The organism is Oharaeibacter diazotrophicus (genome assembly GCF_004362745.1).
Taxonomy (GTDB): domain Bacteria; phylum Pseudomonadota; class Alphaproteobacteria; order Rhizobiales; family Pleomorphomonadaceae; genus Oharaeibacter; species Oharaeibacter diazotrophicus.
This window is the reverse complement of record NZ_SNXY01000006.1, coordinates 775,945-801,458: the sequence shown is the minus strand read 5'-3', so window position 1 is coordinate 801,458 and position 25,514 is coordinate 775,945. Positions and strand designations below refer to the sequence as shown.

23 protein-coding genes are annotated in these 25,514 nt (G+C 69.9%); 17 read left to right on the top strand and 6 right to left on the bottom strand.

Annotation, left to right across the window (positions count from 1 at the left end; genetic code table 11):
- Nucleotides 1-4 precede the first annotated feature (4 nt).
- Together recO and EDD54_RS03820 are read left to right on the top strand one after the other, a co-directional pair.
- Nucleotides 5-727 (top strand): DNA repair protein RecO, encoded by a 723-nt coding sequence (gene recO / locus EDD54_RS03825; RefSeq protein WP_126536419.1) that lies wholly within the window; start codon nt 5-7, stop codon nt 725-727.
- A gap of 101 nt (nt 728-828) precedes the next feature.
- Nucleotides 829-1,191 (top strand): hypothetical protein, encoded by a 363-nt coding sequence (locus EDD54_RS03820; RefSeq protein WP_126536422.1) that lies wholly within the window; start codon nt 829-831, stop codon nt 1,189-1,191.
- Nucleotides 1,192-1,260: 69 nt separating this feature from the next.
- Here EDD54_RS03820 and EDD54_RS03815 read toward each other — a convergent pair whose 3' ends face one another.
- From EDD54_RS03815 to EDD54_RS03800, 4 genes are all read right to left on the bottom strand, one after another.
- Nucleotides 1,261-2,307 carry a PLL family lectin gene (locus tag EDD54_RS03815; RefSeq protein WP_126536424.1) on the bottom strand — a complete coding sequence of 349 codons (1,047 nt, stop codon included), beginning with the start codon at nt 2,305-2,307 and terminating at the stop codon, nt 1,261-1,263.
- Nucleotides 2,308-2,411: 104 nt separating this feature from the next.
- Nucleotides 2,412-3,437, bottom strand: a complete 1,026-nt coding sequence (locus EDD54_RS03810; protein ID WP_126536426.1) for a PLL family lectin — start codon at nt 3,435-3,437, stop codon at nt 2,412-2,414.
- Between the two features lie 219 nt (nt 3,438-3,656).
- Entirely contained in the window at nt 3,657-5,318 is a 1,662-nt protein-coding gene (locus EDD54_RS03805; protein WP_126536428.1) for an AMP-binding protein, read from the bottom strand.
- Nucleotides 5,319-5,361: 43 nt separating this feature from the next.
- Nucleotides 5,362-7,176: an extracellular solute-binding protein gene (locus tag EDD54_RS03800; RefSeq protein WP_245515626.1), complete on the bottom strand. Its 1,815-nt coding sequence runs from the start codon at nt 7,174-7,176 to the stop codon at nt 5,362-5,364.
- Nucleotides 7,177-7,511: 335 nt separating this feature from the next.
- On the opposite strand from EDD54_RS03800, the gene EDD54_RS03795 reads away from it, so the two are divergent.
- Nucleotides 7,512-8,198, top strand: coding sequence for an invasion associated locus B family protein (locus tag EDD54_RS03795; protein WP_126536432.1), 687 nt, complete (start codon nt 7,512-7,514; stop codon nt 8,196-8,198).
- 129 nt (nt 8,199-8,327) lie between these two features.
- On the opposite strand, the gene hspQ is transcribed toward EDD54_RS03795, so the two are convergent.
- Nucleotides 8,328-8,660, bottom strand: coding sequence for a heat shock protein HspQ (gene hspQ / locus EDD54_RS03790; RefSeq protein ID WP_126536434.1), 333 nt, complete (start codon nt 8,658-8,660; stop codon nt 8,328-8,330).
- Nucleotides 8,661-8,963: 303 nt separating this feature from the next.
- Here hspQ and EDD54_RS03785 point away from each other — a divergent pair, with 303 nt between their 5' ends.
- Together EDD54_RS03785 and ntrX are read left to right on the top strand one after the other, a co-directional pair.
- A complete protein-coding gene (locus EDD54_RS03785; protein ID WP_208112145.1) occupies nt 8,964-11,228 on the top strand; it encodes a sensor histidine kinase NtrY-like in 2,265 nt (754 codons plus the stop codon).
- Between the two features lie 12 nt (nt 11,229-11,240).
- Entirely contained in the window at nt 11,241-12,611 is a 1,371-nt protein-coding gene (gene ntrX / locus EDD54_RS03780) for a nitrogen assimilation response regulator NtrX (RefSeq protein ID WP_126536436.1), read from the top strand.
- 39 nt (nt 12,612-12,650) lie between these two features.
- Here the strand turns inward: ntrX and EDD54_RS03775 are convergent, their stop codons facing one another.
- Nucleotides 12,651-13,862: a hypothetical protein gene (locus EDD54_RS03775; RefSeq protein WP_126536437.1), complete on the bottom strand. Its 1,212-nt coding sequence runs from the start codon at nt 13,860-13,862 to the stop codon at nt 12,651-12,653.
- Between the two features lie 184 nt (nt 13,863-14,046).
- Between EDD54_RS03775 and EDD54_RS03770 the strand changes: the two genes are divergently transcribed.
- From EDD54_RS03770 to EDD54_RS03715, 12 genes are all read left to right on the top strand, one after another.
- Nucleotides 14,047-14,382: an FtsB family cell division protein gene (locus EDD54_RS03770; RefSeq protein ID WP_126536438.1), complete on the top strand. Its 336-nt coding sequence runs from the start codon at nt 14,047-14,049 to the stop codon at nt 14,380-14,382.
- A gap of 159 nt (nt 14,383-14,541) precedes the next feature.
- Entirely contained in the window at nt 14,542-15,582 is a 1,041-nt protein-coding gene (pdhA, locus tag EDD54_RS03765; RefSeq protein ID WP_126536439.1) for a pyruvate dehydrogenase (acetyl-transferring) E1 component subunit alpha, read from the top strand.
- A 10-nt stretch (nt 15,583-15,592) separates the two neighbouring features.
- Nucleotides 15,593-16,279, top strand: coding sequence for a hypothetical protein (locus EDD54_RS03760; RefSeq protein ID WP_126536441.1), 687 nt, complete (start codon nt 15,593-15,595; stop codon nt 16,277-16,279).
- 21 nt (nt 16,280-16,300) lie between these two features.
- Nucleotides 16,301-17,701: a pyruvate dehydrogenase complex E1 component subunit beta gene (locus EDD54_RS03755; protein ID WP_126536443.1), complete on the top strand. Its 1,401-nt coding sequence runs from the start codon at nt 16,301-16,303 to the stop codon at nt 17,699-17,701.
- Nucleotides 17,702-17,718: 17 nt separating this feature from the next.
- On the top strand, nt 17,719-19,062 hold the full coding sequence (locus EDD54_RS03750) for a pyruvate dehydrogenase complex dihydrolipoamide acetyltransferase (RefSeq protein WP_126536445.1): 1,344 nt from the start codon (nt 17,719-17,721) through the stop codon (nt 19,060-19,062).
- A 107-nt stretch (nt 19,063-19,169) separates the two neighbouring features.
- Nucleotides 19,170-19,694: an endonuclease domain-containing protein gene (locus EDD54_RS03745; protein WP_321184111.1), complete on the top strand. Its 525-nt coding sequence runs from the start codon at nt 19,170-19,172 to the stop codon at nt 19,692-19,694.
- Between the two features lie 6 nt (nt 19,695-19,700).
- Nucleotides 19,701-21,137 carry a dihydrolipoyl dehydrogenase gene (lpdA, locus tag EDD54_RS03740; RefSeq protein WP_126536447.1) on the top strand — a complete coding sequence of 479 codons (1,437 nt, stop codon included), beginning with the start codon at nt 19,701-19,703 and terminating at the stop codon, nt 21,135-21,137.
- Between the two features lie 492 nt (nt 21,138-21,629).
- A complete protein-coding gene (locus EDD54_RS03735; protein WP_126536449.1) occupies nt 21,630-22,655 on the top strand; it encodes a methyl-accepting chemotaxis protein in 1,026 nt (341 codons plus the stop codon).
- Nucleotides 22,656-22,751: 96 nt separating this feature from the next.
- Complete coding sequence (locus EDD54_RS03730; protein WP_245515625.1) at nt 22,752-23,006, top strand: GlsB/YeaQ/YmgE family stress response membrane protein; 255 nt, start codon at nt 22,752-22,754, stop codon at nt 23,004-23,006.
- Between the two features lie 153 nt (nt 23,007-23,159).
- A complete protein-coding gene (gene lipA, locus EDD54_RS03725; RefSeq protein WP_126536451.1) occupies nt 23,160-24,122 on the top strand; it encodes a lipoyl synthase in 963 nt (320 codons plus the stop codon).
- 121 nt (nt 24,123-24,243) lie between these two features.
- Entirely contained in the window at nt 24,244-25,014 is a 771-nt protein-coding gene (locus EDD54_RS03720) for a Crp/Fnr family transcriptional regulator (RefSeq protein ID WP_126536454.1), read from the top strand.
- A 7-nt stretch (nt 25,015-25,021) separates the two neighbouring features.
- Nucleotides 25,022-25,477, top strand: coding sequence for a type II toxin-antitoxin system RatA family toxin (locus EDD54_RS03715; RefSeq protein ID WP_126536456.1), 456 nt, complete (start codon nt 25,022-25,024; stop codon nt 25,475-25,477).
- The last annotated feature ends 37 nt before the right edge of the window (nt 25,478-25,514 follow it).

Genomic DNA, 25,514 nt, shown 5'->3' with positions numbered 1-25,514 from the left:
CGCGATGGAATGGACCGCCGACGCCGTCGTCCTCGGAGCCCGTCCGCACGGGGAGAGCAGCGTCGTGCTCGAGGTGATGACGGCCGAGCACGGCCGTCATCTCGGCCTCGTCAAGGGCGGCCGCAGCCGGCGGATGCAGCCGATGCTGCAGCCCGGCAACACGCTCCGCGCCACCTGGCGCGCCCGGCTCGACAGCCATCTCGGCCTGTTCACCGCGGAGACGCTGGTGTCGCGGGCGGCGACGCTGATGGCGAGCGCGGTCGGCCTCCACGGCGTCCAGGTGATCGCGGCGCACCTGCGCTACCTGCCGGAGCGCGACCCCCATCCGGCCCTGCACAGTGCCGCCGGCGTCATCCTCGACCATCTCTCCGATCCCGCCGACGCCGTCCGGCTGATCGTGCGCTTCGAGTTGGCACTGCTCGACGAACTCGGCTTCGGGCTCGACCTCTCGCGCTGCGCCGCCACCGGGGCCGACACCGACCTCGCCTGGGTGAGCCCGAAGACCGGGCGCGCGGTCGGTCGCGAGGCCGGCCTGCCCTGGCGCGACCGGTTGCTGCCGTTGCCGCCGTTCCTGCTCGACCCCACCCGTGCCGAGCGCCCGGATGCCGCCGCGCTGCGCGCGGCGCTGGCGCTCACCGGCCATTTCCTCGACCGCCACGTCGCCGGTCCGCGGTCGCAGCCGCTGTCGCCGTCGCGCGCGGCACTGGCCGGGCTGCTGGAGGGTTGAACTCCGCTGGCCTGCGCGGGAGCGATGCGCATCGTTGACCACGCCGAAGCACCAGTTAGGATGCCCTCCGGATGCGGCGTTCATACGGGGAGGGGTGGACAATGTCCAAACTTGGAGCCTTGGTGCTGGCGGGTGTGGTCGCTTTCGCGCTGCCGGCGGCCGCCAAGACCTACTTCAACGTCAACTGGCAGCCGCGGGTGCTGCTCGGCGTCGGTCAGAAGGCGGTCGTGCACGGCATCCGCAACGAGACCTGCGGCAGGGCCGCCCCGAGCTTCGCCGCGATCAAGGCGAGTCTGCCGAAGCCGAAGTTCGGTGTGTTCTCCGACGGCGGTGCCGGTTGGCGCTACAGCGGCCGCTGCAACGGCTTCGTACCCGCCCGCGGCATCGCCTACACCGCCAAGAAGACCGGCGTGGAGACCTTCTTCCTGGAAGGCGACCAGATCGAGGTCACCGTCCGGCCCTGACGGCCCGATCGAATTCGGATGCGACGACATCCGGCATTCCGGCGGTGCCCGGGATGCCGGATCTCCCGGTCAGGGTCCGAAGGTGTAGTAGATCCGGCTGTCGATGCCGAGCGCCAAGCAGATCGCCCGCCCCTGCGCGACCTTGGTGCAACTCGGTTCGCCGACGAATCCGGGCGATTTGCCGGGATCGATCCGCACGGGCGCAGCCCAGGCACCGGCCTGGTAGGAATAGCCGTAGACCGCGCTGTCCCGCGCCCCGCCGACGGTGCAGGCGATGCCACGGTCGCCGATGTAGGCGCAGGACGGCTTGGTCGCGAAGGCACCTTGCAGCGACGACCATGGCAGCCAGTTCGACGCGCTCCACGCCCCGCCCTTGAAGCGGGTGTGCCAGATCTTCAGGTCCAGCCCGACGACGGCACAATAGATCTCTTCCAGGTCGGCGGCGGGAATACACTCCGGCGCCGAGGTGCCCGTACCGGCGAGGTTGATCACCCGCCAAATTTCGTTCTTCGAGAAGTCGTACTGGAAGGCCAGGATGTTGTTCTGGGCCCCGAGTGCCGTGCAGATCGTATCGCCGAAGCCGTTGGTGGCGCACGACGGTTTGGAGAAGATCCGCGCCGCGCCCTTCCCGGTCGTGCTGTCGAAGCGTCCGAGATTGTTGCGCCACGCGCAGATGTAGCCGCGCGAATTGGGGCCGGGCAAACCCGAAAAGGTGCAGTCGATTTCGGAGAACAACGCCTTGCCGTTCGCCGCGATCTTCTCGAACCCGCCTCTCCCCCCGACGTAGCCCATCACGACGAGGTAGCCGGACCCGCTGTTGAAGGCGCAGATCGCGGGATAGGTGGTATTCCGCGACAGCGTGCATTCGGGACGCGTCAAGGTGCGATAGCGCGTCTCGAGGCCGGCGTCGAAGAACCGGCCGAGGTACCGCAACCATCGGATGCTGCCGTCGCGCTTTCGTGCACCGCAGACGACATTCGAGTTGCCCATGTACGCGCAGGTCGGGACGTCGTAGAATTCGGTCTCCTCGTAGCGCTCGAACGGAGACCAGTCCGCCCGGGCGAGCGTGCCGGTGAGGAGGATGGCGGCAAGTGCGACTGCGAGGAACCTGATCATCGACGGATTCCCGTTGAGGGGTGCAGGACCCGAAGGGCGTCGGAGCGGGATGCCCGCGACACGAACGACCACGTCGCGAGGGCGACGGTGACGAGCTTCGCGTCTCAGGGGCCGACGGTGTAGTAGATGCGGGTATCGACGCCGAGGATCATGCAGACCGCGCGTCCCGGCGAGAGATGGGTGCAACTCGGCTCGCCGACGTAGCCCGGTCCGACGCCAAGCGAGGCGAGCGGCGTCCACGCCCCCTGGAAGGAATAGACGTAGACCGCATTGTCGCGCGCGCCCGTGACGGCGCAGGCGATCGCGTTCTCGCCGATACCGGCGCAGGACGGCCGGGCCGCGATCTCGCCGGACAGCGGCGACCACGGCAGCCAGCGCGTCGCGTTCCAGTCGCCACCCTGGAAACGCGTGTGCCAGATCTTCAGGTCGAGGCCGCGCACGGTGCAATAGACCTGATCACCGAGGGACAGCGTGGTGCAGGTCGGGAGCGTCGTGCCTGTGCCGCCGATGTCCGCGACCCGCCAGAGGCCGCCTCGATAGCGGAAGGCGAGGACGTTCTTCTTGTCGCCGAGGGCGACGCAGACGACGTTGCCGTCGCCGTCGTTCGTGCAGGACGGCGCGGAATGGATCGGTCGACGCGTTCCGTCGACGAGATTGTCCAAGTTGCCGTCGGCGTTGCGATAGGAGCAGAACGGCACCCCGGGCCGCTGGTCCGGCACGGTGGCGCAGCCGATGTCGGACATCACCGGCCGGTCGAAACGGGACAGGAGCCTGAAGCGATCGCCCGACCGGTCGTATCCGGCGACGACGAGCAGCCCCGCTCCGCTGTTGAAGACGCAGTTGACCGGGGTGCCGGCCGACGGGGTCCCGACGCATTCGGGGCGGGTCAGCGACAGGTAGGGCGTGGTTTCGTTGAGCCTGGTCCAGACCCCGCCCGAAAACTTCAGCCACTGGATGTCGCCGTCGTACTTGCGTCCACCGCAGAGGAGCGTCCCGTCCGCGAGATTGGCGCAGGACGGTACCGAGATGTAGCCGCGGTCGATCGCGCGGGCGAGCGGCTTCCAAGCGGCCGCCGCGAACGTGGTCGCCATCAAGATGGCGGCGAGGGCTGCTGCGAGGCACCTGAACATGGACGGCCTCCCGCACGAAAGCGTCCCGGACGAACCGGGCGAACCGAAATGGGTCGGGGCTGCCGCATCCCTCCGCCGTCCCGAAACGGGCGGCCGACGCGAGCATCACAATCGATTGTCGCAACCACCCCGTTGGTCGGGCGCAGCGAACAGGAAAGCAGGATCGGCGACCCTGCATGAAATGTCAAACGGCCGGCACGGGTGTCGGAGGCGGTCGGCTCAGGCCACCGCCTTCCACAGCAGGGTGTCGCGCAGGACGGTGCCGTCGGCGGCGCGGGGGATCTCGGGCACGGCGATCATCGAACCGGGACGGTCGAGCGCGCCGGCGCCCTCGGCGTCGAGCCAGTCGAGCAGGGCGTAGTAGTCGGGCTGACGGCCGGAACGGGCGACCACGGCGAGACCGAGCCGATCCGGGCCCTCGCCGCCGGCGATGCGGAACACCGCGGCGTCGGCGACGTCGGGATGGCGGCGGAACAGGGCGTCGAGGCGGGACGCCGACAGCGCACGGCCGGCGACCACGACGCTGTCGTGCACCGGGCCGTCGATCGATAATCCGGTCTGGTCCTCGCTCGGCTCGGCGAGGAGGCCGGTGCGCAGGAAGCCGTCGCTGGTGAAGCCGAGCACGGCGCCCGACGCGCCCGAGGTCGGCTCGGGCCAGGGCGCGTCCGGCACGATCGGACCGCGCAGTTGCAGTTCCGACGGGGCGCGCTCGCCCCGGCGTTCGCCGGTGCGCGGCTGGCGGCTGCGAACGCGCGTCTCGTAGAACACCGGACCGCCGGCACCGCCGCGGCTCGGCAGGTGCGCCGGGCCGATCGGCAGCACGCCCGGTGCGCCGTCCGCCCCGCGCGCGATCGGCAGGAGGCAGGTGCCGCCGACGGTGACGAGGTCGACCGCCTTGCGGGCGCGGGCGAGATGCGGCGGCGCGACGGATTCGAGACCGGTCGACACCATCGAGAAGGCGATCTCGGGCGCGGTGACCACGTCGGCCGCGGCGGCGAAGGCGGCCGGCAGCAGCAGTCGGTCGCAGCCGGCGGCGGCGACGGCCTCGCCGAGGTCCTCGAGCGAGACGCCGTGGTGGAAGGCGACGGCGCCGCCGGCGAGGAAGGCGGTCAACATCGCCCCGGCCACCGTGGCGACGCTCGCCGGGTGCATCGTGGTCAGGATCGTCTCCGGACCGGCGATGCCGCCCTCGAGCAGGTGGGCGAGGGCGGAGGCGACGAGGTGGTTGTGGCTGTGCGGCACCACGACGAGGCGGTCGTCCGGCGCCGCCGCGATCGAGAGCAGGGCGGTGTGGTCGGCGGCGTTGCCGCGACGCGTCACCTCGGGGGCGGGGCCGAGATGGTCGAGGTCGGCCCAGATGTCGTCGAGGGTGATCAGGCCGTCCGGCGCGCCGCGGCCGACCGAGAACACGAAGCGGATGGCGAAGGTGTCGGCGGCGACGTCGCGGACCAGTTCGCCCGACGGATCGGCCTCGATCTCCGAGGCGGTGACGATGCCGCGGATCGCGGCCGCGGCGATCGCGGTCTCGATCTCCTTCTTGGTCCAGTAGATCGGCAACGGGCACACCACCATGCCGGCGCGCAGCGCCGCCAGCATGATGATCGCCGCGTCGGCGCAGGCCGGCAGATGGATGCCGAGGACCGTGTCGGGCTTGAGGCCGAGACTGGCGAAGAAGGCCGCGAGGCCCTCGATCCGCCGTTCGGCCTCCGCGAAGGTCAGCGAGGCCGAGAGACCCGGCACGTGCGAGGCGCCGCAGTCGCGGAAGGCGACGTCGTCGCCGTCGGCGGCGAGGCGCTTGCGGAACACCTGATCGAGGGTGACGCGCGACCAGACTCCCGTTTCGATGTTCCGTCGGCTGGTTTCGTCGGGAGTGAGGATCATGGCGACCTCCGGTCCTTCTGCGATCGCTCGGGGTGCTCGGGGCTCAGGGCTTCGACGCCCACCACGTGGTGGGCTGGATGCCGGTGAGGGCGACTTTGTCGGGGCGCGCCACGCGGGTCCAGCGCGCCACGAGGTCCTTGGGCATGTGGAACAGCGGCACGCAGTAGACGCCGGAGATCAGCAGCCGGTCGAGCGCGCGCACGGCGGCCTCGAAGTCCTTGCGCTCGCGGGCGGCGAGCAGGGCGTCGATCATGGCGTCGACCCCCGGCGAGGCGACGCCGGGATAGTTGAAGCTGCCCTCGGTCGTCGCCGCGGCGGACGACCAGCGGTTGCCCTGCTCGTTGCCGGGCGACAGCGACGACAGCCAGACCATCTGCAGCATGTCGAAGTCGAAGGTCTTCTGGCGGTCGTAATACTGGGTCGAATCGACGGTACGCACCCGCATGTCGATGCCGAGCAGCTTCAACGTCGGCTGCCACGCCAGCGCGATGCGCTCCTCGTCGGGCGACTTCGCCATGAATTCGAAGGAGAACGGCTTGCCGGCGGCGTCGACCAGCTTGCCGTCCTTCAGCGTCCAGCCGGCGGCGCGCAGGAGGTCGAGCGCCTCGCGCAGCGCCTTGCGGTCGCGGCCCGAGCCGTCACTCTTCGGCACCTGCCACGTGCCCTCCATCACCACGGGGTCGACGGCGTCGGCGTAGGGCGCGAGCAGGGCGCGCTCGGCCTCGTCGGCCGGTACGCCGAGCGCCGACAGGGCCGTGCCCTGGAAATAGGAGCCTGTGCGGGCGAAGGCGCCGTGGTAGAGGTTGCGGACGATCCACTCGCCGTCGAACAGGCGCACCAGCGCCTGCCGCACCCTGATGTCGCGGAACTGCTCGCGGCGGGTGTTGAAGACGAAGCCGATCATGTTGCGCGGCGAGCCGTTCGGCAGTTCCTCGAGCGCGACCCGGCCGTCCTTGGCCGCGGCGAAGCCGTATCCGGTTGCCCAGCGGCCCGGATCGGCCTCCAGCAGCATGTCGAACTCGCCCTTCTTGAAGGCCTCGAAATAGGCGGTCTGGTCGCCGAAATACTCGATCGAGATTTCGTCGAAGTTGTCGACGCCGCGCTTGATCGGCAGGTTGCGGCCCCAGTAGTCCGGGTTGCGCTTCAGGAGCACGCGGGCACCCGGGTCGACCTCGGCGATCACGTAGGGCCCCGCGCCGAGCGGGGCGGCGTAGCCGGACTTCTCGAACGTGGCCGGATCGGTCTTCAGGTGCGAGAAGATCGGCGTCAGTCCGATCAGCAGCGGCAGTTCGCGGTCGGCGCCGTCGCCGAACACGAAGCGGATGCCGCGTTCGCCGACCTTGTCCAGCGAGGCGACCTTGGCGAAGCGGGTCCGGTAGATCGGCCGGCCCTTCGACTTCAGGAGGTCGACCGTGAAGATGACGTCGTCGACGGTGAGCGGCGTGCCGTCCGAGAAGCGCGCCTCGGGGCGGAGCTGGAACTCGACCCAGCTGCGGTCGTCCGGCACGTCGACGGTCTCGGCGAGGAGCCCGTAGAGCGAGAACGGCTCGTCGGCCGAACGGGTGAGCAGCGTGTCCCAGACGTTGCTGCCGTAGAGCGCATCGTGCAGGCCGCGCGGCGCGTTGCCCTTGACGATGAACGGGTTCAGGCTGTCGAAGGTGCCGGTGAAACCGAGCCTCAGCCGCCCGCCCTTCGGCGCGTCGGGGTTGGCGTAGGGCAGGTGGTCGAAGCCGGCGGGCAGCGCCGGATCGCCGTGCATCGCGATGCCGTGGGCGGGCGCGGCGAGCGCGGAGGCTCCGGCGAGGAGCGGCAGCGCGGCGGCGAGCGCGACGGCGAGGCGACGGACGGCGGACAGCACTGACGAAGGTCTCCGAATCTCTCCCGAATCCGCCTGCGACGATAACACGTTCGCGCTGCGTACGTCGCGATCCGGTGTCCTGCGGTGGGGCGGAAGGGGCGGCGAGGTCACCGTGTCGCCCCAATTGATCGGCACCAAGCCGGTCATGTCGCGGGTTCGGTCGGTCGGCCGGGCGTGACCGGAAAGACACCGCCGCCGGGTTCGATTCCGGGCCGGTCGGCGCCGGCCCCTCGGGGCGGGTCGCGGCGGTTGACATCCGGCACGAAATCTGACGAACCGTAGCCCGACGTCTTCCCCCGCTCGCGCGGGACCCAGATTCAGGGGATCCTTTCGACATGGCGCAGATTTCTTCCAGGCGGATGCTCGGCGGCGCGGTCGCGGCCACCTTCGGCTTCGCGATCCTCGCGACCCAGGCGGTCGCCCAGAACGCCGCCACCCCCGCCGCCCCGGCGGCCGATCAGGCCGCGGGCGCCGCCGCTTCCGGCGCTCCCGCCAACGACTGGATCAAGCTCTGCGGCGAGGACAAGACCGCCAAGAAGCAGATCTGCTTCGTCCAGCGCGAGCTGCGCACCGACGGCGGCCAGTTCCTGGCCTCGGCCGGCGTCCGCTCGGTCGACGGCGAGGCCCGTCGCATCCTGCTGCTGCAGACCCCCGTCGGCATGCTCGTCCAGCCGGGCATGCGCGTTCAGATCGACAACGGCAAGCAGGACGCGGCGAAGTACACCATCTGCTTCCCGAACGCCTGCTTCGCCGAGCTGCCGGTCAACGACGCCTACATCGCGTCGATGAAGAAGGGCAACGACCTCGTCCTGACCACGCTGAACCAGCAGGCCAAGGCGGTCACCTTCAAGCTGTCGCTGAAGGGCTTCACCGCCGCCTTCGACGGCCCGGCGATCGACACCGCGGCGCTGCAGCGCCAGCAGGAGCAGCTGCAGTCCGAGCTGCAGCGCAAGGCCAAGGAAGCCCAGCAGAAGCTGATCGACGCCCAGAAGGCCGCCGAGGGCCAGCAGCCGGCGCAGTGACGCGAACCGGCCGAGCCCGCCGCAGGGCCGGAATCGAGAAGGGCGCGTCGATCCCCGCGGATCGGCGCGCCCTTCGCGTTTCGGAAGGGATTCGGGTCGCGGCGGATCGGCGCCCGGCGCCGACCGGCCTCAGTTCAGCGAGGCGCGCGGCAGGGAGTAGGAGCCGTCGTCGCGCACGATCAGCGTGCTCTCGACCTCCGGATGGCGGATCGGCATGCCCGACTCGTCCGCCTCGAGATTCTGCTCCGAGACGTAGGCGACGTACTCGCTCTCCGCATTCTCGGCGTAGAGATGGTAGAAGGGCTGATCCTTCGAGGGGCGCATCGCCTCCGGAATCGCCTCGTACCACTCCTCGGTGTTGGAGAAGACGGGATCGACGTCGAAGATCACGCCGCGGAAGGGGAAATGGCGGTGCTTGACCACATCGCCGATCTGGAACTTGGCCGTCCTGAGCTTTCGCATGTCCTGAACCGGTCGTCGGATAGACCCGGCCGCCGGTTCTGCGACCGGTCGACCTCTCGCCGCCTCGTCGCCCTCCGTCCGCGCGGCGCATAGGGGCGCGCGCCTCGCGCCGGCGGGCGATCGACAAGGGATCCACTGAGCAACCGCACGCGCACGGAGTCAAGCGTGACCGTGGACGGACCACGCCGAAATGCCGCCCTGCAGCATGGCGCGGTGTCGCAATTTTGCAACAATCGTGCTACACCCCTGCCTCTGTCGCGCCGGGACGGTGCGGATTCGGGATCGGGGGAAAGCGAGGCCAGGGTGGCGATCGAGGTGCATGCACCGGCCGGCGTGCCGTTCGGCGGCGGCGGCAGCGGCGACGGGCGACTGCGCCGGTGGATCGGCATCGTCCTCGTCGGTCTGGCGCTGGCGGCCTCGCTCGCGACCTTCGCGCTGATCACCAACCTGACCCCCTGGCAGCCGACCACCGCCATCGTCCGCCCGGCCCTCGGCATCGACGCCGTGCTGGTGCTCGGCGTCGTCGCGGTCGTCGGCGTCGAGGCGTGGAAGCTCTGGAAGTCGTGGTACGAGGGGCGCGCCGCCGCGCGGCTGCACCTGCGCATCGTCGCGCTGTTCTCGCTGATGGCGGCGCTGCCGGCGGCGCTGGTGGCCGGCGCCTTCGCCATCACCATCGACCAGGGCCTCGACCGCTGGTTCGAGCAGCGCACCCGCACGATCGTCGACAACGTGCTCACGGTCGCCAGCGCCTACATGCAGGAGCACGCGCGGGTGCTGCGCGGCGACCTGATCGGCATCGCATCGGCGCTCGACGCCGCCAAGCCGCTCTACGATTACGAGCCCGGCCGGTTCGACTCGGCCATGCAGGCGCAGGCGTCGCTGCGCGGTGTCACCTCGCTCTACCTGCTCGACCACGGCGGCACGGTGATCCTGCGCACCGAACTCGAGCCGGACCAGACCACCATCATGCCGCCGCCGCGGGCGATCGAGGAGGCGGGCAAGGGCGGCGTCGTGCTGATCTCGCCGGGCGATTCCAATCAGGTCGGCGGCGTCCTGAAGCTCAAGGCCTACGACGACGTCTACCTCTACGTCGTCCGCCTGCTCGACGCCAAGGTGCTCGACAACCTCCGCCTCGCCCGCGAGAGCGCGGTCGAGTACCGCGAACTCGAGGCCTCGCGCGGCGACATCCAGCGCGGCTTCGGCCTCGTCTTCGCCGGGCTGTCGGTAGTGCTGCTGCTGAGCGCGGTCTGGCTCGGCCTCTCCTTCGCCAACGGGCTGGTGGCGCCGATCCGACGGCTGATCGTGGCGGCGGAGGCGGTGGCGCACGGCAACCTTTCGGCCGAGGTGCCGGTCGGCGCCCGCGGCGACGACCTCGCCAGCCTCGGCACCACCTTCAACACCATGACCAACGAACTGCGCTCGCAGCGCAACGAGTTGCTCGCCGCCAACGATCAGGTCGACCGCCGCCGCCGCTTCACCGAGGCGGTGCTGACCGGCGTCACCGCCGGCGTCGTCGGCGTCTCCAACGACGGCCACGTCTCGCTCGCCAATCGCTCGGCGACCCTGCTGCTCGGCCTCGACGAGTTCGACCTGATCGGCCGCCGTCTCGTCGACGAGGTTCCCGAACTGGGGCCGCTCGTCGCCGCCGCCGCCCGCGACGACGGCCGCGTCCATCAGGCGACCGTGACGCTGGTGCGTCGCGGCAAGGAGCGGATCGTCTCCGCCCGCGTCGCCTCCGACCAGTCGCCCGACCGCGAGCACGGCTACGTCGTCACCCTGGACGACATCACCGACCTGATGCAGGCGCAGCGCACCTCGGCCTGGGCCGACGTCGCCCGCCGCATCGCCCACGAGATCAAGAACCCGCTGACGCCGATCCAGCTCTCGGCCGAGCGCATCCGCCGCCGCTTCGGCAAGAACGTCGCCGACGACGACCGCAAGGTGTTCGACCAGTGCGTCGACACCATCGTGCGGCAGGTCGGCGACATCGGCCGCATGGTCGACGAGTTCTCCGCCTTCGCCCGGATGCCGAAGCCGGCGATGGAGCAGCGCGACCTCGCCGAACCGATCCGCGAGGCGATCTTCCTGATGAGCGTCGGCCACCCGGACATCGCCTTCGAGACCCACCTGCCGGACGCGCCGCTGACGGGGCTGTTCGACCACCGTCTGATGAGCCAGGCGATCACCAACCTCGTCAAGAACGCGGTCGAGGCGATCACCGGCCTGCCGCCCGACGAGCGCGAGGGCATGCGCGTCGACGTCTTCGCCCGCCGCGAAGGCGCCGCCAACGTGGTCGAGGTGATCGACACCGGCATCGGCCTGCCGACCCACGACCGCCACCGCCTGCTCGAGCCCTACATGACGACCCGCGAGAAGGGCACCGGCCTCGGCCTCGCGATCGTCCGCAAGATCGTCGAGGAGCACGACGGCACGATCGAACTCCTGGATTCACCCGCGGTCGCATCCGGCGGCCGCGGCGCGATGGTGCGGGTCACGCTGCCCGTCGCCCCGAAGGTCGGCCCCGTTGCCGCCGACCCCGCGCCGACACGAGACACCGAGCGAGCCTGAACGAGCACGCCCATGGCCACCGACATCCTCATCGTCGACGACGAAGCCGACATCCGCGAACTGGTCGCCGGGATCCTCGACGACGAGGGCCACGGCACCCGCACCGCCGGCGACGCCGACCGCGCGCTGGCGTCGATCGCCGAGCGGCGGCCGCAGCTGGTCTTCCTCGACATCTGGCTGCAGGGCAGTCGGCTCGACGGCCTCGCGCTGCTCGACGAGATCCGCAAGGACCATCCCGACCTGCCGGTGGTGATGATCTCCGGCCACGGCAACGTCGAGACCGCGGTGTCGGCGATCAAGCGCGGCGCCTACGACTACATCGAGAAGCCGTTCAAGGCCGACCGCCTGCTGCTGGTCGCCGACCGCGCCCTCGAGGCGTTCAAGCTGAAGCGCGAGGTCCAGGAGCTCAAGCTGCGCTCCGACCGCCCCGACGGCATCGTCGGCGTCTCGCCGGTGGTGAACCAGTTGCGCAACACGGTCGAGCGCGTCGCCCCCACCAACAGCCGCATCCTGATCACCGGTCCGTCCGGCTCCGGCAAGGAGATCGTGGCGCGGGCGATCCACGCCCAGTCGGGCCGCGCCAACGGGCCCTTCGTGGTGCTGAACGCCGCCGCGATCACGCCGGACAAGATGGAGACCGAGCTGTTCGGCGTCGAAGCCGACGAGAACGGCCGGCGCACGGTCGGCGCGCTCGAGGAGGCGCACGGCGGCACGATCTACCTCGACGAGATCGCCGACATGCCGCGCGAGACCCAGGCGCGGATCCTGCGCGTCCTGGTCGACCAGTCGTTCCTGCGTGTCGGCGGCACCCAGAAGGTCCAGGTCGACGTTCGCCTCGTCTCCTCCACCGCCCGCGACCTCGAGCGCGAGATCGCCGAGGGCCGCTTCCGCGAGGACCTGTTCCACCGCCTCGCGGTGGTGCCGATCCGGGTGCCCGGCCTGTCGGAGCGGCGCGAGGACATCCCGTTCCTGATCGACCACATGATGCGCCAGATCGCCCGGGCCACCGGCCTGCCGATCCGCCGGATCGGCGACGACGCCATGGCCGTGCTGCAGGCGCACGACTGGCCCGGCAATCTGCGTCAGCTGCGCAACAACGTCGAGCGGCTGATGATCCTGACCCGCGGCGATCCCGAGGCGGTCATCACCGCCGACCTCTTGCCTTCGGAGGTCGGCACCATGCTGCCGACGCTGCCGACGTCCACCGGCGGCGAGCACCTGATGGCGCTGCCGCTGCGCGACGCCCGCGAAATCTTCGAGCGCGAGTATCTCAAGGCCCAGCTCAACCGCTTCGGCGGCAACATCTCGCGCACCGCCGAGTTCGTCGGCATGGAGCGCTCGGCCCTCCATCGCAAGCTGAAGAGCCTCGCGGTCGGCGGCTGAGACTCCGGGCAAGGGGAGGGCGCGCCCTCCCCGGGGCGGTCAGAACTGCTTGGCCGGGATGCCCTCGGCCATCACCGCCGACGGGCCGGAGAAGACGTTCGCGACCGAGCCGTCGCCGAGCAGGCTGAAGTCGGAGCGCAATCCGATTGCGCCGTCGGCGTTGGTGTCGAGGGTGCGGACCGGGCCGCCCTTGCCGGTGGCCGCGAACTTGCGGAACTGGGTCTCCTGCGTAGCGTCGATCCGCTCCGTGGCCCAGCCGGCGAGCACCGCGCCGCCGGCGAGGGCGACGAGTTCGGGTTTGGTCTGGCGGCCCTTGGCGTCGGCGTTGACGTGGACCTCGGCACCGGTCGGCACGCCGTTGGCGTCGAGATATCGCCCGCGGATCTCCAGGCCGTCGATGAAGGCGTTGCCCTCAAGGCTGGCCCAGGCGACGAAGACCTTGCCGTTCGTCAGCCGCACCGCCTCGACGTTGCGATAGACGCGCTCGAACAGGCTGCCGGACTGGTTGACGGTGGTGTTGATGCGCCGCTCCTTGGCGACGAAGGTGCCGTTGGCGGCGAAGCGGCGGACGTAGACCTGACCGTCGACCCGGTCCATGCGCACGACGACGCCGCCGTTGCCGAGTCGCGCCACGGCGTAGTCCTGGCCGATGGTGTTGAAGCCGAAGTAGGAGGTGTCGTGCACCGGCGTCGGGCCGCGCAGCACGGCGAGGTTGGTCTTCGAGAGGATGGTGAGGGTGACGTAATAGTTGGTCGTGCCCGGCTTGTAGCCGGAGGTCACGACGGCGACGTTGCCGTTGGCGAGCGTGACCAGATCGGTCAGCTGCTCGTTGCTGTAGGCGATCGCGCGCTTCGGGCCGACCTTGTTGGTGCCGACGTCGTAGACGGCGCCGTAGAGCGTGATCATGTCCCGCCACGTCACCAGCATGCGGTTGCCGCCGAGCGAGATCACGCGGGAGAAGCCGCCGAGCGTCGAGGGCCCGGCGGCCACCACCACCTCCGGCCCCGCGGCGCGACCGGCGCGGTCGTATTCGCGGATGCGGACGCTGTTGCCCTTGCCGCCGACGTCGACCCGCGTCCAAGTCGCCACGAATCCCCCCGGCGACGTCGCGGCGTCCGCGGAGAGGTCCATCGCGCCCTGCGGAGGCGTGGTGATGGCGAAGGGCGTCTCGCGGGGACCGGCCGCCGCCGGTCCGGCGAAACCGGCGATTCCGAGTGACATCAGCACACCGACCACGGCCGCGACGCGCATTTCCAAGCTCCCCGTCGATCCTGCGGAGGCGGACGCTAACCGATTTCCGGAGATATGTAACGGGCATGTATCCGGGGTGGGCGCGCAATTCGTCGCCGCAGCGCGGTAAACGCCCCCTTTACCATGACCACGCCATGCTCTCCGGGCAGGGGACAGGACGTCCCGCGTTCGAGAGTTGCGTCGCATGACCACCCGTCAGTACCGGCCCTCGCGGTCCCGCCACCTGATCCTCCCGGCGGTCACCGCGGTGTTCCTCGGGTACTTCGCGTACCACGCCTTCCACGGCGAATACGGCATCGTCGGGCGCCAGCGGCTCGAGACGAAGATGTCCCAACTGAAGGCCGACCTGAACCGGATCTCGACCGAACGGGCGGCGCTGGAGAACCGCGTTCAACTCATGCGCTCCGGCAGCCTCGACCAGGACATGGTGGACGAGCGCGCCCGCGAGCAGCTCAACATGGTGCATCCGAACGAGGTCGTGATCCTGCTGAACGGCCGTGCTGCAGTGCAAGATAACTGAAATCCAGTCAATCAGATAAAATGAACCGAATTTCGGTTGATTAGATAACCTAGGCTTGCGCCGATCGCATGATCGATATGCGCCATCACCGTTGACTTGCAGAGGCCGATCGCGTTCCGTCGTTCCCGGGCATACGAACCCAGATCCGGGGAGGACCATATGGCCGTGCGACCCACCGCCGAGAAGCGTTCACGCTCGTCCAAACAGGACGCGGCACGCGACGTTCCCGCCATCGCCGAGTTCTCGAAGGAAGAGGAGATCCAGGCCTACACCGACATGCTGCTGATCCGCCGCTTCGAGGAGAAGGCGGGCCAGATGTACGGCATGGGCCTGATCGGCGGCTTCTGCCATCTCTACATCGGCCAGGAAGCCGTCGTCGTCGGCATGCAGATGTGCATCCGCGAGGGCGAGGATCAGGTCGTCACCGGCTACCGCGACCACGGCCACATGCTGGCCTGCGGCATGGACGCCAAGGGCGTGATGGCCGAGCTGACCGGCCGGCGCGGGGGCTACTCCCGCGGCAAGGGCGGCTCGATGCACATGTTCAGCCGCGAGAAGCAGTTCTTCGGCGGCCACGGCATCGTCGGCGCGCAGGTGCCGCTCGGCGCCGGCCTCGCCTTCGCCAACAAGTACCGCGGCAACGACCGCGTCTCGCTCACCTATTTCGGCGACGGCGCGGCCAACCAGGGCCAGGTCTACGAGGCCTTCAACATGGCGGCGCTCTGGAACCTGCCCGTCGTGTTCATCATCGAGAACAACCGCTACGCCATGGGTACGGCGGTGACCCGCGCCTCGGCGCAGACCGACTTCTCCAAGCGCGGCCTGTCGTTCAACATTCCGGGCGAGCAGGTCGACGGCATGGACATCCGCGCCGTCAAGGCGGCCGGCGAGCGCGCCGTCGCGCTGTGCCGCGCCGGCGAGGGCCCCTACATCCTCGAGATGCAGACCTACCGCTACCGCGGCCACTCGATGTCCGATCCGGCCAAGTACCGCACCAAGGACGAGGTCCAGAAGATGCGGACCGAGCACGACCCGATCGAGCAGGTCCGCCTGCGCCTGATCGAGAAGGGCTGGGCCAGCGAGGACGACCTCAAGCAGATCGACAAGGACGTGCGCGGCATCGTCGCCGAGGCGGCCGATTTCGCCACCGTCGACCCGGAGCCGGATCCCTCCGAGCTCTACACCGACATCCTGCTCTGACGGTCGTCCCATGGACCGACGTGCCCGCCCCGAGATCGATCGTGCCCATCTCGCACGGCTGCTGGACGTTCTCGCGAACGTCGGCATCCGTGCTCGGGAGGGGGTCTCGGTCGAGGAGATCGCCGCCGCCCTGACCGAGGACGGGGCGCCGGCCCTGAGGGAGGTCGCACCGGGCCTCATGGGGCGGCTCGCCGCGTTTCTCGGGCAACGCGAGCCGAGGGATGTCGGCCGCGCACGAGCAGTGGACTTCGAGGTGCTGCTCGCGACTCTCGGCAACGAGCGCTGCACCGAGGACTTCTCCCCGCTGCCGGCGCTTTCGGCCGACGTCGCTCACCTCGACGCGGAATGCGTCGAGGACCACGGCAGCTACGTCACTTTCGTGGAGCACATGGCGGCGCTCGCCGGCGGCATCCGCCTTTACGACGCGGTGCGCGACAGCGTCGACGTCGAGGCGGGGCATGCTTTCGTCGAGTTCGTCGATGGCGACGAAGTCTCGCGTGTCGATCTGGTCGTGGACAACGACTGGCTGGACGGGCGCATCATCGACGTACTCGCCGACCGGCTCACGCGGTGCAGTTCCGGCCTGCGCTTCGCCAAGCACGACCTGGGGCAGGACTTTCTCGTCGTCTGCAGGACGCCGAAGGACATCGACGCACTCAACCAGATGACCGGCCTGTCATTCCGCATCGTCGGATGAGGGCAGGGGAGGATTGACCGAATGCCGACCGACATTCTGATGCCGGCCCTCTCGCCGACGATGGAAGAGGGCAAACTCGCCAAGTGGACCAAGAAGGTGGGCGACACCGTCAAGTCCGGTGACGTCATCGCCGAGATCGAGACCGACAAGGCGACCATGGAGGTCGAGGCGGTCGACGAGGGCACGCTGACCGAGATCCTGGTGCCGGAAGGCACCGAGGGCGTGAAGGTCAACACCCCGATCGCCCGCATCCAGGGCGAGGGCGAGGCCGCCGCGCCGAAGGCCGACGCCGCTCCGGCCCCTGCGACCGCCATCGACGCGCCTGCCCAAGGCGACAAGATCGCGACGGTCGAGAACACGAAGGAGACCGTCTCGGGCGTACCGGCGCAGCCGAAGTCCGAGCCGCTCGCCGATCCCGACCTGCCGTCCGACGTCCAGTACGTCACGATGACGGTGCGCGAGGCGCTCCGCGACGCCATGGCCGAGGAGATGCGCCGCGACGGCGACGTCTTCGTCATGGGCGAGGAGGTCGCCGAGTACCAGGGCGCCTACAAGATCACGCAGGGGCTGCTGCAGGAGTTCGGCGCCCGCCGCGTCATCGACACGCCGATCACCGAGCACGGCTTCGCCGGCCTCGGCGTCGGCGCGGCCTTCGCGGGCCTGAAGCCGATCGTCGAGTTCATGACGTTCAACTTCGCCATGCAGGCGATCGACCACATCATCAATTCGGCCGCCAAGACGCTCTACATGTCCGGCGGCCAGATGGGCTGCCCGATCGTGTTCCGCGGCCCCAACGGCGCGGCCGCCCGCGTCGCCGCCCAGCACAGCCAGGACTACGCCGCCTGGTACTCGCAGATCCCCGGCCTCAAGGTGGTGCAGCCCTATTCGGCCGCCGACGCCAAGGGCCTGCTCAAGGCCGCGATCCGCGATCCCAACCCGGTGATCTTCCTCGAGAACGAGATCCTCTACGGTCAGTCGTTCCAGGTGCCGAAGGTGGACGACCTCGTCCTGCCGATCGGCAAGGCGCGCATCCACCGCCGCGGCAAGGACGTCACGCTCGTCACCTTCGGGATCGGCATGACCTACGCGGTCAAGGCGGCCGAGGAACTCGCCGGCATGGGCATCGACGCCGAGATCGTCGACCTCAGGACCATCCGTCCGATGGACGTCGCCACCGTGGTCGAGAGCGTCAAGAAGACCGGCCGCGTGGTGACGATCGAGGAGGGCTACCCGCAGTCGGGCGTCGGCTCCGAGATCGCCTACCAGATCATGGCCAACGCCTTCGACTATCTCGACGCGCCCGTCGCCCGGATCACCGGCAAGGACGTGCCGATGCCCTACGCGGCGAACCTGGAAAAGCTGGCGCTGCCGAACGTCAAGGAAGTCATCGACGCGGTCCGCGCCGTGACCTACACGGCGTGATCCTGGGAGGGAAACCAATGCCGATCGAGATCCTGATGCCGGCGCTCTCTCCCACGATGGAGAAGGGCAATCTGGCCAAGTGGACCGTCAAGGAGGGCGACACGGTCAAGTCCGGCGACGTCATCGCCGAGATCGAGACCGACAAGGCCACCATGGAGGTCGAGGCCGTCGACGAGGGCGTCGTCGCCAAGATAGTGGTGCCCGCGGGCACCCAGGACGTGGCGGTCAACGCGGTGATCGCGCTGCTCGCCGCCGAGGGCGAGGACGTCGCGGCCGCCGGCGCCGGCAAGGCGCCGGCCAAGGCCGAGGCGGCGCCCGCCACGGCCCCCGCGTCGGCTCCCGCTCCGGCGCCCGCGGCGCCGGCCGCGTCGGCTCCCGCCGCGGCGTCTGCGCCGGCCAAGGCCGAGGGCGGCCGCATCTTCGCCTCGCCGCTCGCCCGCCGGGTGGCGAAGGACAAGGGCGTCGACCTCGCCGCGGTCAAGGGCTCCGGCCCGCACGGCCGCATCGTGCTGCGCGACGTCGAGAAGGCCGAGCCGGGTGCCAAGCCCGCCGCGGCCGCCCCGGCGCCGGCCCCGGCCGCCGCCGCTCCGGCCCCCGCGCCGAAGCCGGCGCTCGCGACCGGCCCGTCGGACGAGATGACGCTGAAGCTGTTCGAGCCGGGCAGCTACGAGGTGATCCCGCACGACGGTATGCGCAAGACGATCGCGCGGCGGCTCACCGAGTCGAAGCAGACCGTCCCGCACTTCTACCTGACGGTCGACATCGAGCTCGACGCGCTGCTGGCGCTGCGCACCCAGCTCAACGACGCCGCGCCGACGGTCGACGGCAAGCCGACCTACAAGCTCTCGGTCAACGACCTCGTCGTGAAGGCCTACGCCCTCGCGCTGCGGTCGGTGCCGGACGCCAACGTGTCGTGGACCGACGGCGGCATGCTCCGCCACAAGGTCGTGGACGTCGGCGTCGCCGTGTCGATCCCGGGCGGCCTGATCACACCGATCATCCGCGGCGCCGACAAGAAGCCGGTGTCGCAGATCTCGAACGAGATCAAGGACCTCGCCAAGCGCGCCAAGGACCGCAAGCTGAAGCCGGAAGAATACCAGGGCGGCACCACCTCGGTGTCCAACCTCGGCATGTTCGGGGTGAAGGACTTTGCCGCCGTCATCAATCCGCCGCACGCCACCATCCTGGCGGTCGGCGCCGGCGACCAGCGCGCGGTGGTCAAGGGCGGCCAGCTCGCGGTGGCCACAGTGATGAGCGTCACGCTCTCCACCGACCACCGCGCGGTCGACGGCGCGCTCGGCGCGCAGCTGGTCCAAGCCTTCAAGGGCTACGTCGAGAAGCCGTTCTCGATGCTGGTCTGAGCCGGCGAGGGCGGGACGGGGACGTTTCGCCCGGCGGGGATCCTCTCGGAGTTCCGGCCGCGCCGGTGCCGCACACGAATACCCTCCCCCTTGCGGGGAGGGTCGGAATGCGCAGCATTCCGGGGTGGGGTGGCTTCCACCCGCGAGCCGGTGACTTCTTCCGAGAGGGATTGGCGATGCCGCGGACCTCGATCGACTCCGTCACGCGAGACCGGGCGAGGCGTCTGCGCGCGGACATGACGGGGCACGAGGTCCTGCTCTGGACCAAACTGCGGGACCTGCGCCCGTATGGCGCCAACTTTCGGCGGCAGGCGCCGATCGGACCCTACATCGCGGACTTCGCCTGGCTCGCCGGGCGGCTGGTGATCGAGCTCGACGGCGATCACCATGGCCACGACGACGGTGCGAAGGATCGTGTCCGCGACGCGTGGCTCGAGAGTCGCGGCTTCGAGGTCTTGCGTTTCTGGAACAACGAACTCACCGAGAATCTCGACGGGGTTCTCGACACAATCTTCCAAAAGATCGTGGAGCACGGCGCCGACCCCACCCCGCCCGCCGTTCCGGCGGTCGACCCTCCCCGCAAGGGGGAGGGTAGCGGCTCCCGCCTCCCGCGTCGAAAACCCAAGGGATAACGAGACATGTCCGACTACGACGTCATCGTCATCGGCGGCGGGCCCGGCGGCTACGTGACCGCCATCCGCTCGGCGCAGCTCGGTTTCAAGACCGCCGTCGTCGAGAACAAGCACCTCGGCGGCATCTGCCTGAACTGGGGCTGCATCCCGACCAAGGCGCTGCTGCGCTCGGCCGAGGTCTACCACTACGCCACCCACGCCGAGGCCTACGGGCTGACCGTGCAGGGCGTCGGCTTCGATCCCGCCGCGATCGTCAAGCGCTCGCGCGGGGTGTCGGCGCAGCTGAACGCCGGCGTCGGCGGGCTCCTGAAGAAGAACAAGGTCGACGTGATCTGGGGCCGCGCCGCGCTGTCGGCGCCGGGCACCGTCGAGGTCGCCGCCGCCGCCGAGACCGAGCACGGCAAGCCGAACCCCGCCCCGCGCGGCGCGCTCGGCGCCGGCACCTACAAGGCCAAGCACGTCATCGTCGCCACCGGCGCCCGCCCGCGCGTGCTGCCCGGGCTCGAGCCCGACGGCAAGCTGGTCTGGACCTATTTCGAGGCGATGGTCCCCGAGACGATGCCGAAGAAGCTGCTGGTGGTCGGCTCCGGCGCCATCGGCATCGAGTTCGCCAGCTTCTACCGCACCATGGGCGCCGAGGTGACCGTGGTCGAGGTGATGGGGCAGGTGATGCCGGTCGAGGACCACGAGATCGCCGAGCACGCCAGGAAGCGCTTCGAGAAGCAGGGCATGAAGATCCTGCTCGAGGCCAAGGTGACCGGCCTGAAGAAGGGCGCCGACGACGTCACCGCCACCGTCGAGCTCAAGGACGGCTCCAAGCAGGAGATCACCGTCGACCGCGTCATCTCGGCCGTCGGCGTCGTCGGCAACATCGAGAATCTCGGCCTCGAGAAGCTCGGCGTGAAGATCGAACGCGGCTGCGTGGTCACCGACGGCCTCGGCCGCACCAACGTGCCGGGCGTCTACGCCATCGGCGACGTCGCCGGCCCGCCGATGCTCGCCCACAAGGCCGAGCACGAGGGCGTGCTGACGATCGAGGCGATCGCCGGCAAGCACGTCCACCCGATGGACAAGCGCAAGATCCCGGGCTGCACCTATTGCCACCCGCAGGTCGCCTCGGTCGGTCTCACCGAGAAGAAGGCGAAGGAAGAGGGCTACGACGTCAAGGTCGGCCGCTTCCCGTTCGTCGGCAACGGCAAGGCGATCGCGCTCGGCGAGCCCGAGGGCCTCGTCAAGACGATCTTCGACGCCAAGACCGGCCAACTGATCGGCGCCCACATGATCGGCGCCGAGGTCACCGAGCTGATCCAGGGCTTCGTCGTGGCGATGCAGCTCGAGACCACCGAGGAGGACCTGATGCACACGGTCTTCCCGCATCCGACGCTGTCCGAGATGATGCACGAGAGCGTGCTCTCGGCCTACGGTCGCGCGATCCACATCTGATGCGCCAAGACCGAGGTCGCGACATGTCGCGACCTCGGTCACTGCGATCCGGTCGGCGCCCTGCCGGGCCTTTCGCCCGTGTGGTGCCAATCGAAGGCGAACACGCCCCGTCCGGCCGCGAGGCGTCACCCGCCGGCCCTCTCGTTCCACCGGGCCGCCCGCGATCTCGCCCGACGAACGATCTAGGGCTTGGGCACGGCAACCGTGCCATCTCGCGCGCGAACCGTCCAGTGACCTGTAGCGAACACCGCCATCGCCAACTCGCGGCGATCCGGGGAGACGTCGCACGGGTGGGGGAGGTTGTGCGTGTTCATACTGATCTGCACACGTCTTTCATCGGCCATCAGCACGACTTAATACAATTTCGACTTTCGTTGGACCTGCTTCATTTTTGACCATTCTTTTGACAATATGTCATTGATTTCGCGGTGTTGATCGCCACTATACACACGTGTTGCAAGCGCTTTGCGATGCGTTCGGGACGGTGCCCGCATGAGTGAACTGACGATCGAGGCGATCTCGCGGAAGTCGGAGGCGGCCCGTGACGTCGCCATCGGCAAGGTCGGGCAGATCCGTGCCATCAACCGGCGGATGCGCATCCTCGCCCTCAACGCCCTGATCGAGGCGGCGCGCGCCGGCGACGCCGGGCGTGGTTTCGCGGTAGTGTCGCAGGAGGTCCGCGGCATATCCGACGAGGTCGAGGCGCTGTCGCAGGCGCTCGAGACCGAGGTCGCCTCCGAGATCGAGGCGCTGTCGGCGATGGCGAGCGCGATGGCGCGCAGCGCCGAGGGCCAGCGCCTCGTCGACCTCGCCCTCAACGCCATCGAGATCATCGACCGCAACCTGTACGAACGCACCTGCGACGTGCGCTGGTGGGCGACCGACGCCGCCGTGGTCGCGGCCGCGGCGAGCGCCGGGGCGGCCGAGTGCCGCCATGCCGGTGCCCGGCTCGGCGTGGTGCTGCGCGCCTACACCGTCTACCTCGACATCTGGCTGGTCGATCTCGACGGCACGGTGATCGCCTCCGGCCGACCCGAGCGCCACGACGTCGTCGGCCGCAGCGTCGCCGAGGCCGACTGGTTCCGCGCCGCCCGCCGCCTCGCGACCGGCGACGACTTCCACGCCGAGGACATCCGCGACGAGCCGCTGCTCGGCGGCGCCAGGGTCGCCACCTACGCCACCGCCGTGCGCGCCGACGGCGCGGTGCGCGGTGCGGCGACGGGCGTCCTCGCCGTCCATTTCGACTGGGAACCGCAGGCGCACACGGTCGTCACCGGCGTCCGCCTGACCGAGGACGAGAAGGCGCGGGCGCGCGTGCTGCTGGTCGACGCCGGCCACCGCGTCATCGCCGCCTCCGACGGCCATGGCATCCTCACCGAGCGGATCGCCTTCGACGCCGCCGGCCGCGCCGCCGGCGTGATCGAACGGCCCGGCGGCGGCTTCCTCGCCTTCTCGGCGACGCCGGGCTACGAGACCTACGCCGGCCTCGGCTGGTACGGCGTGATCCTGCTGTCCTGACCTGCGGGGCCGGGGGCTGGCGCCGGGGCCGCCGGTCCCCCATGTTCGCTTGGACGGGTGGCCGCCCCGGCCGCCTTCGGACCCGGAGACGCGCACGTGCAAGGCGTCGGACTGATCGGAACCATCGTGATCGGCATGTTGGCCGGCTGGCTCGCCGAGCGCTTCACGCGCTCCGACCACGGCCTCCTCACCAATCTCGTGCTCGGCGTCGTCGGTGCGGTGGTGTTCGGCTACGTCGCCGGCAAGTTCGGCGTCTCGACCCACGGCCTCGTCGCCAACCTCGTCGCCGGCGTGATCGGGGCCGTCGTGCTGATCCTCGGCTGGCGCGCGATCCGCGGCGAGGGCCGCTGACGCGGCGGTCCCGCCCGGCGCGCATGGCCGCCGTGCACCGCACCCGTTGAGAAAACCGCCGCGCTGGTGCATCTGGTGCGACGAGGAGACGCGGCCGCGACACCATGCCCGGACGGGCGGCGGGGCCCCACGGAGAGGACGACGCGAGCACCCATGGTCACGCTGGTCGACACCATCTCGAACCCGCCGAAGCCCCGCCATCCCGAGAAGGCGCGCCGGCCCGACAATCCGATCCAGCGCAAGCCCGACTGGATTCGCGTGCGCGCCCCGGGCTCGCCGGTGTTCCGCGAGACCCACGGCATCGTCAAGGAGAACGGCCTCGTCACGGTGTGCGAGGAGGCCGGCTGCCCGAACATCGGCGAGTGCTGGTCGAAGAAGCACGCGACCATGATGATCATGGGCGACACCTGCACCCGCGCCTGCGCCTTCTGCAACGTCAAGACCGGCATGCCCGGCCCGCTCGACCCGGCCGAGCCGGACAACGTCGCGATCGCGGTCGAGAAGCTCGGCCTCAGCCATGTGGTGATCACCTCGGTCGACCGCGACGACCTGGCCGACGGCGGCGCCGCCCATTTCGCCGCGGTGATCGGCGCTATCCGCGCCCGTTCACCGAAGACTACGATCGAGGTGCTGACGCCGGACTTCCTGCGCAAGGACGGCGCCCTCGAAGTGGTGGTCGCGGCCCGGCCGGACGTCTTCAACCACAATCTCGAGACCGTGCCGTCGAAGTACCTGACGGTGCGCCCCGGCGCCCGCTACTTCCACTCGATCCGCCTGTTGCAGCGGGTCAAGGAACTCGATCCCACGATCTTCACCAAGTCCGGCATCATGGTCGGCCTCGGCGAGGAGCGGAACGAGGTGCTGCAGTTGATGGACGACCTGCGCTCGGCCGAGGTCGACTTCATCACCATCGGCCAGTATCTGCAGCCGACCAGCAAGCACCACCCGATCGTGCGCTTCGTCACCCCCGACGAGTTCAAGTCCTACGAGGCGGTCGCCTTCGCCAAGGGCTTCCTGATGGCCTCGTCGAGCCCGCTGACGCGCTCGTCGCACCACGCCGGCGAGGACTTCGAGCGCCTGCGCGCCAACCGCGCCGCCCGTCTCGCCGGCCGCTGAGCGCCCGCGGACCGCGTCGGCGTTCCCGCCGAACGGGGGCGCGCGGCGCGCATAGGTGGTTTTCGCGACCGCCGGTCCGGCCTACCATGCCCCTCTGTCGGGGTGTGGCGGGGAGGACCGGATGGAGTGGACGTTCGGCGAGGCGGCGGCCGCGGTACGGGCCGCCCTGTTCGACGGCGCGAGCCCGTTCGGCCATGCCGCCTATCTGGCGCTGACCCTCTCCTACCTCGTCTCCAGCATGCTGTGGCTGCGCGTCCTGGCAGTGGTCGGGATCGTGCTCGAGATGATCTATTTCGCCTATTCCGGCGGCGACCTCGGCGCCGGGCTGGCCTGGAGCGCGATCTTCGTCGCCATCAACCTGTTCCACATCGGCGTGATCCTCCGCGGCCGCTTCGGGCTCGCGATCTCGCCGGAGCAGCGCGCCTTCCTGAAGGCGACCTTCCCGGTGCTCGATCCGGCCCGGCTCGTCCGCCTGCTCGCCTGCGGCGGCTTCGAGACGCTGCCGGCCGGCGCCAACCTCACCGAGGAGGGCCGGCCGGTGCGCCGGCTTTTCGTAGTCCGTACCGGCAGCTGCGCCGTCGTCGCCGGCGGCCGCGAGGTCGCCCGCCGCGGTGCCGGGTTGGTGGTCGGCGAGATGGCCTTCCTGACCGGTCGGCCGGCGAGCGCCACCGTCACCATGGCCGAGGACGGCGAGGTGCTGGCGCTCGATCCGGCCCGACTTGCGGCGGAGGCCGGCCGCGACGACGTCGTCTCCACCGCGGTCTACCGACTGCTCGGCGAGGATCTCGCCCGCAAGCTGGCCGCCGCCAACGAGCGCGGCGCGGGCTGGAGCGCGGCCGTCGCCGTGCCGGTCGCCGACGGGTCTGGACAGGGCCGCGCGACTGCCCCATAGCAGGGCCATGCCGTCGTTCAGCACCACCCGCAAGGTCCGTCACCCCGCCGGAGCGATGTTCGATCTCGTCGCCGACGTGGAGACCTATCCGAAGTTCGTGCCGCTCTGCGAGAGCCTGGTCGTGCGCGCCCGCCGCGCGCTGCCGGAGGGGCGCGAGGTCATGGTCGCCGACATGACCGTGTCCTACGCCCTCGTGCGCGAGACCTTCACCTCCAAGGTCACGCTCGACCGCGCGGCGAACGAGATCGTCGTCGAATATCTCGACGGCCCGTTCCGCCACCTCGAGAACCGCTGGACCTTCCGGCCGATCGACGACCACCACAGCGAGGTCGGCTTCTTCATCGCCTACGAGTTCAAGAGCCGCACCCTCGGCGCCCTGATGGGCGCCATGTTCGACCGCGCCTTCCGCAAGTTCGCCGACGCGTTCGAGGCGCGCGCGGATGCGGTCTACGGGGTGGGGTGAGGAGGGACGCGCGAAGCACCACTCACCGGCGGTGATT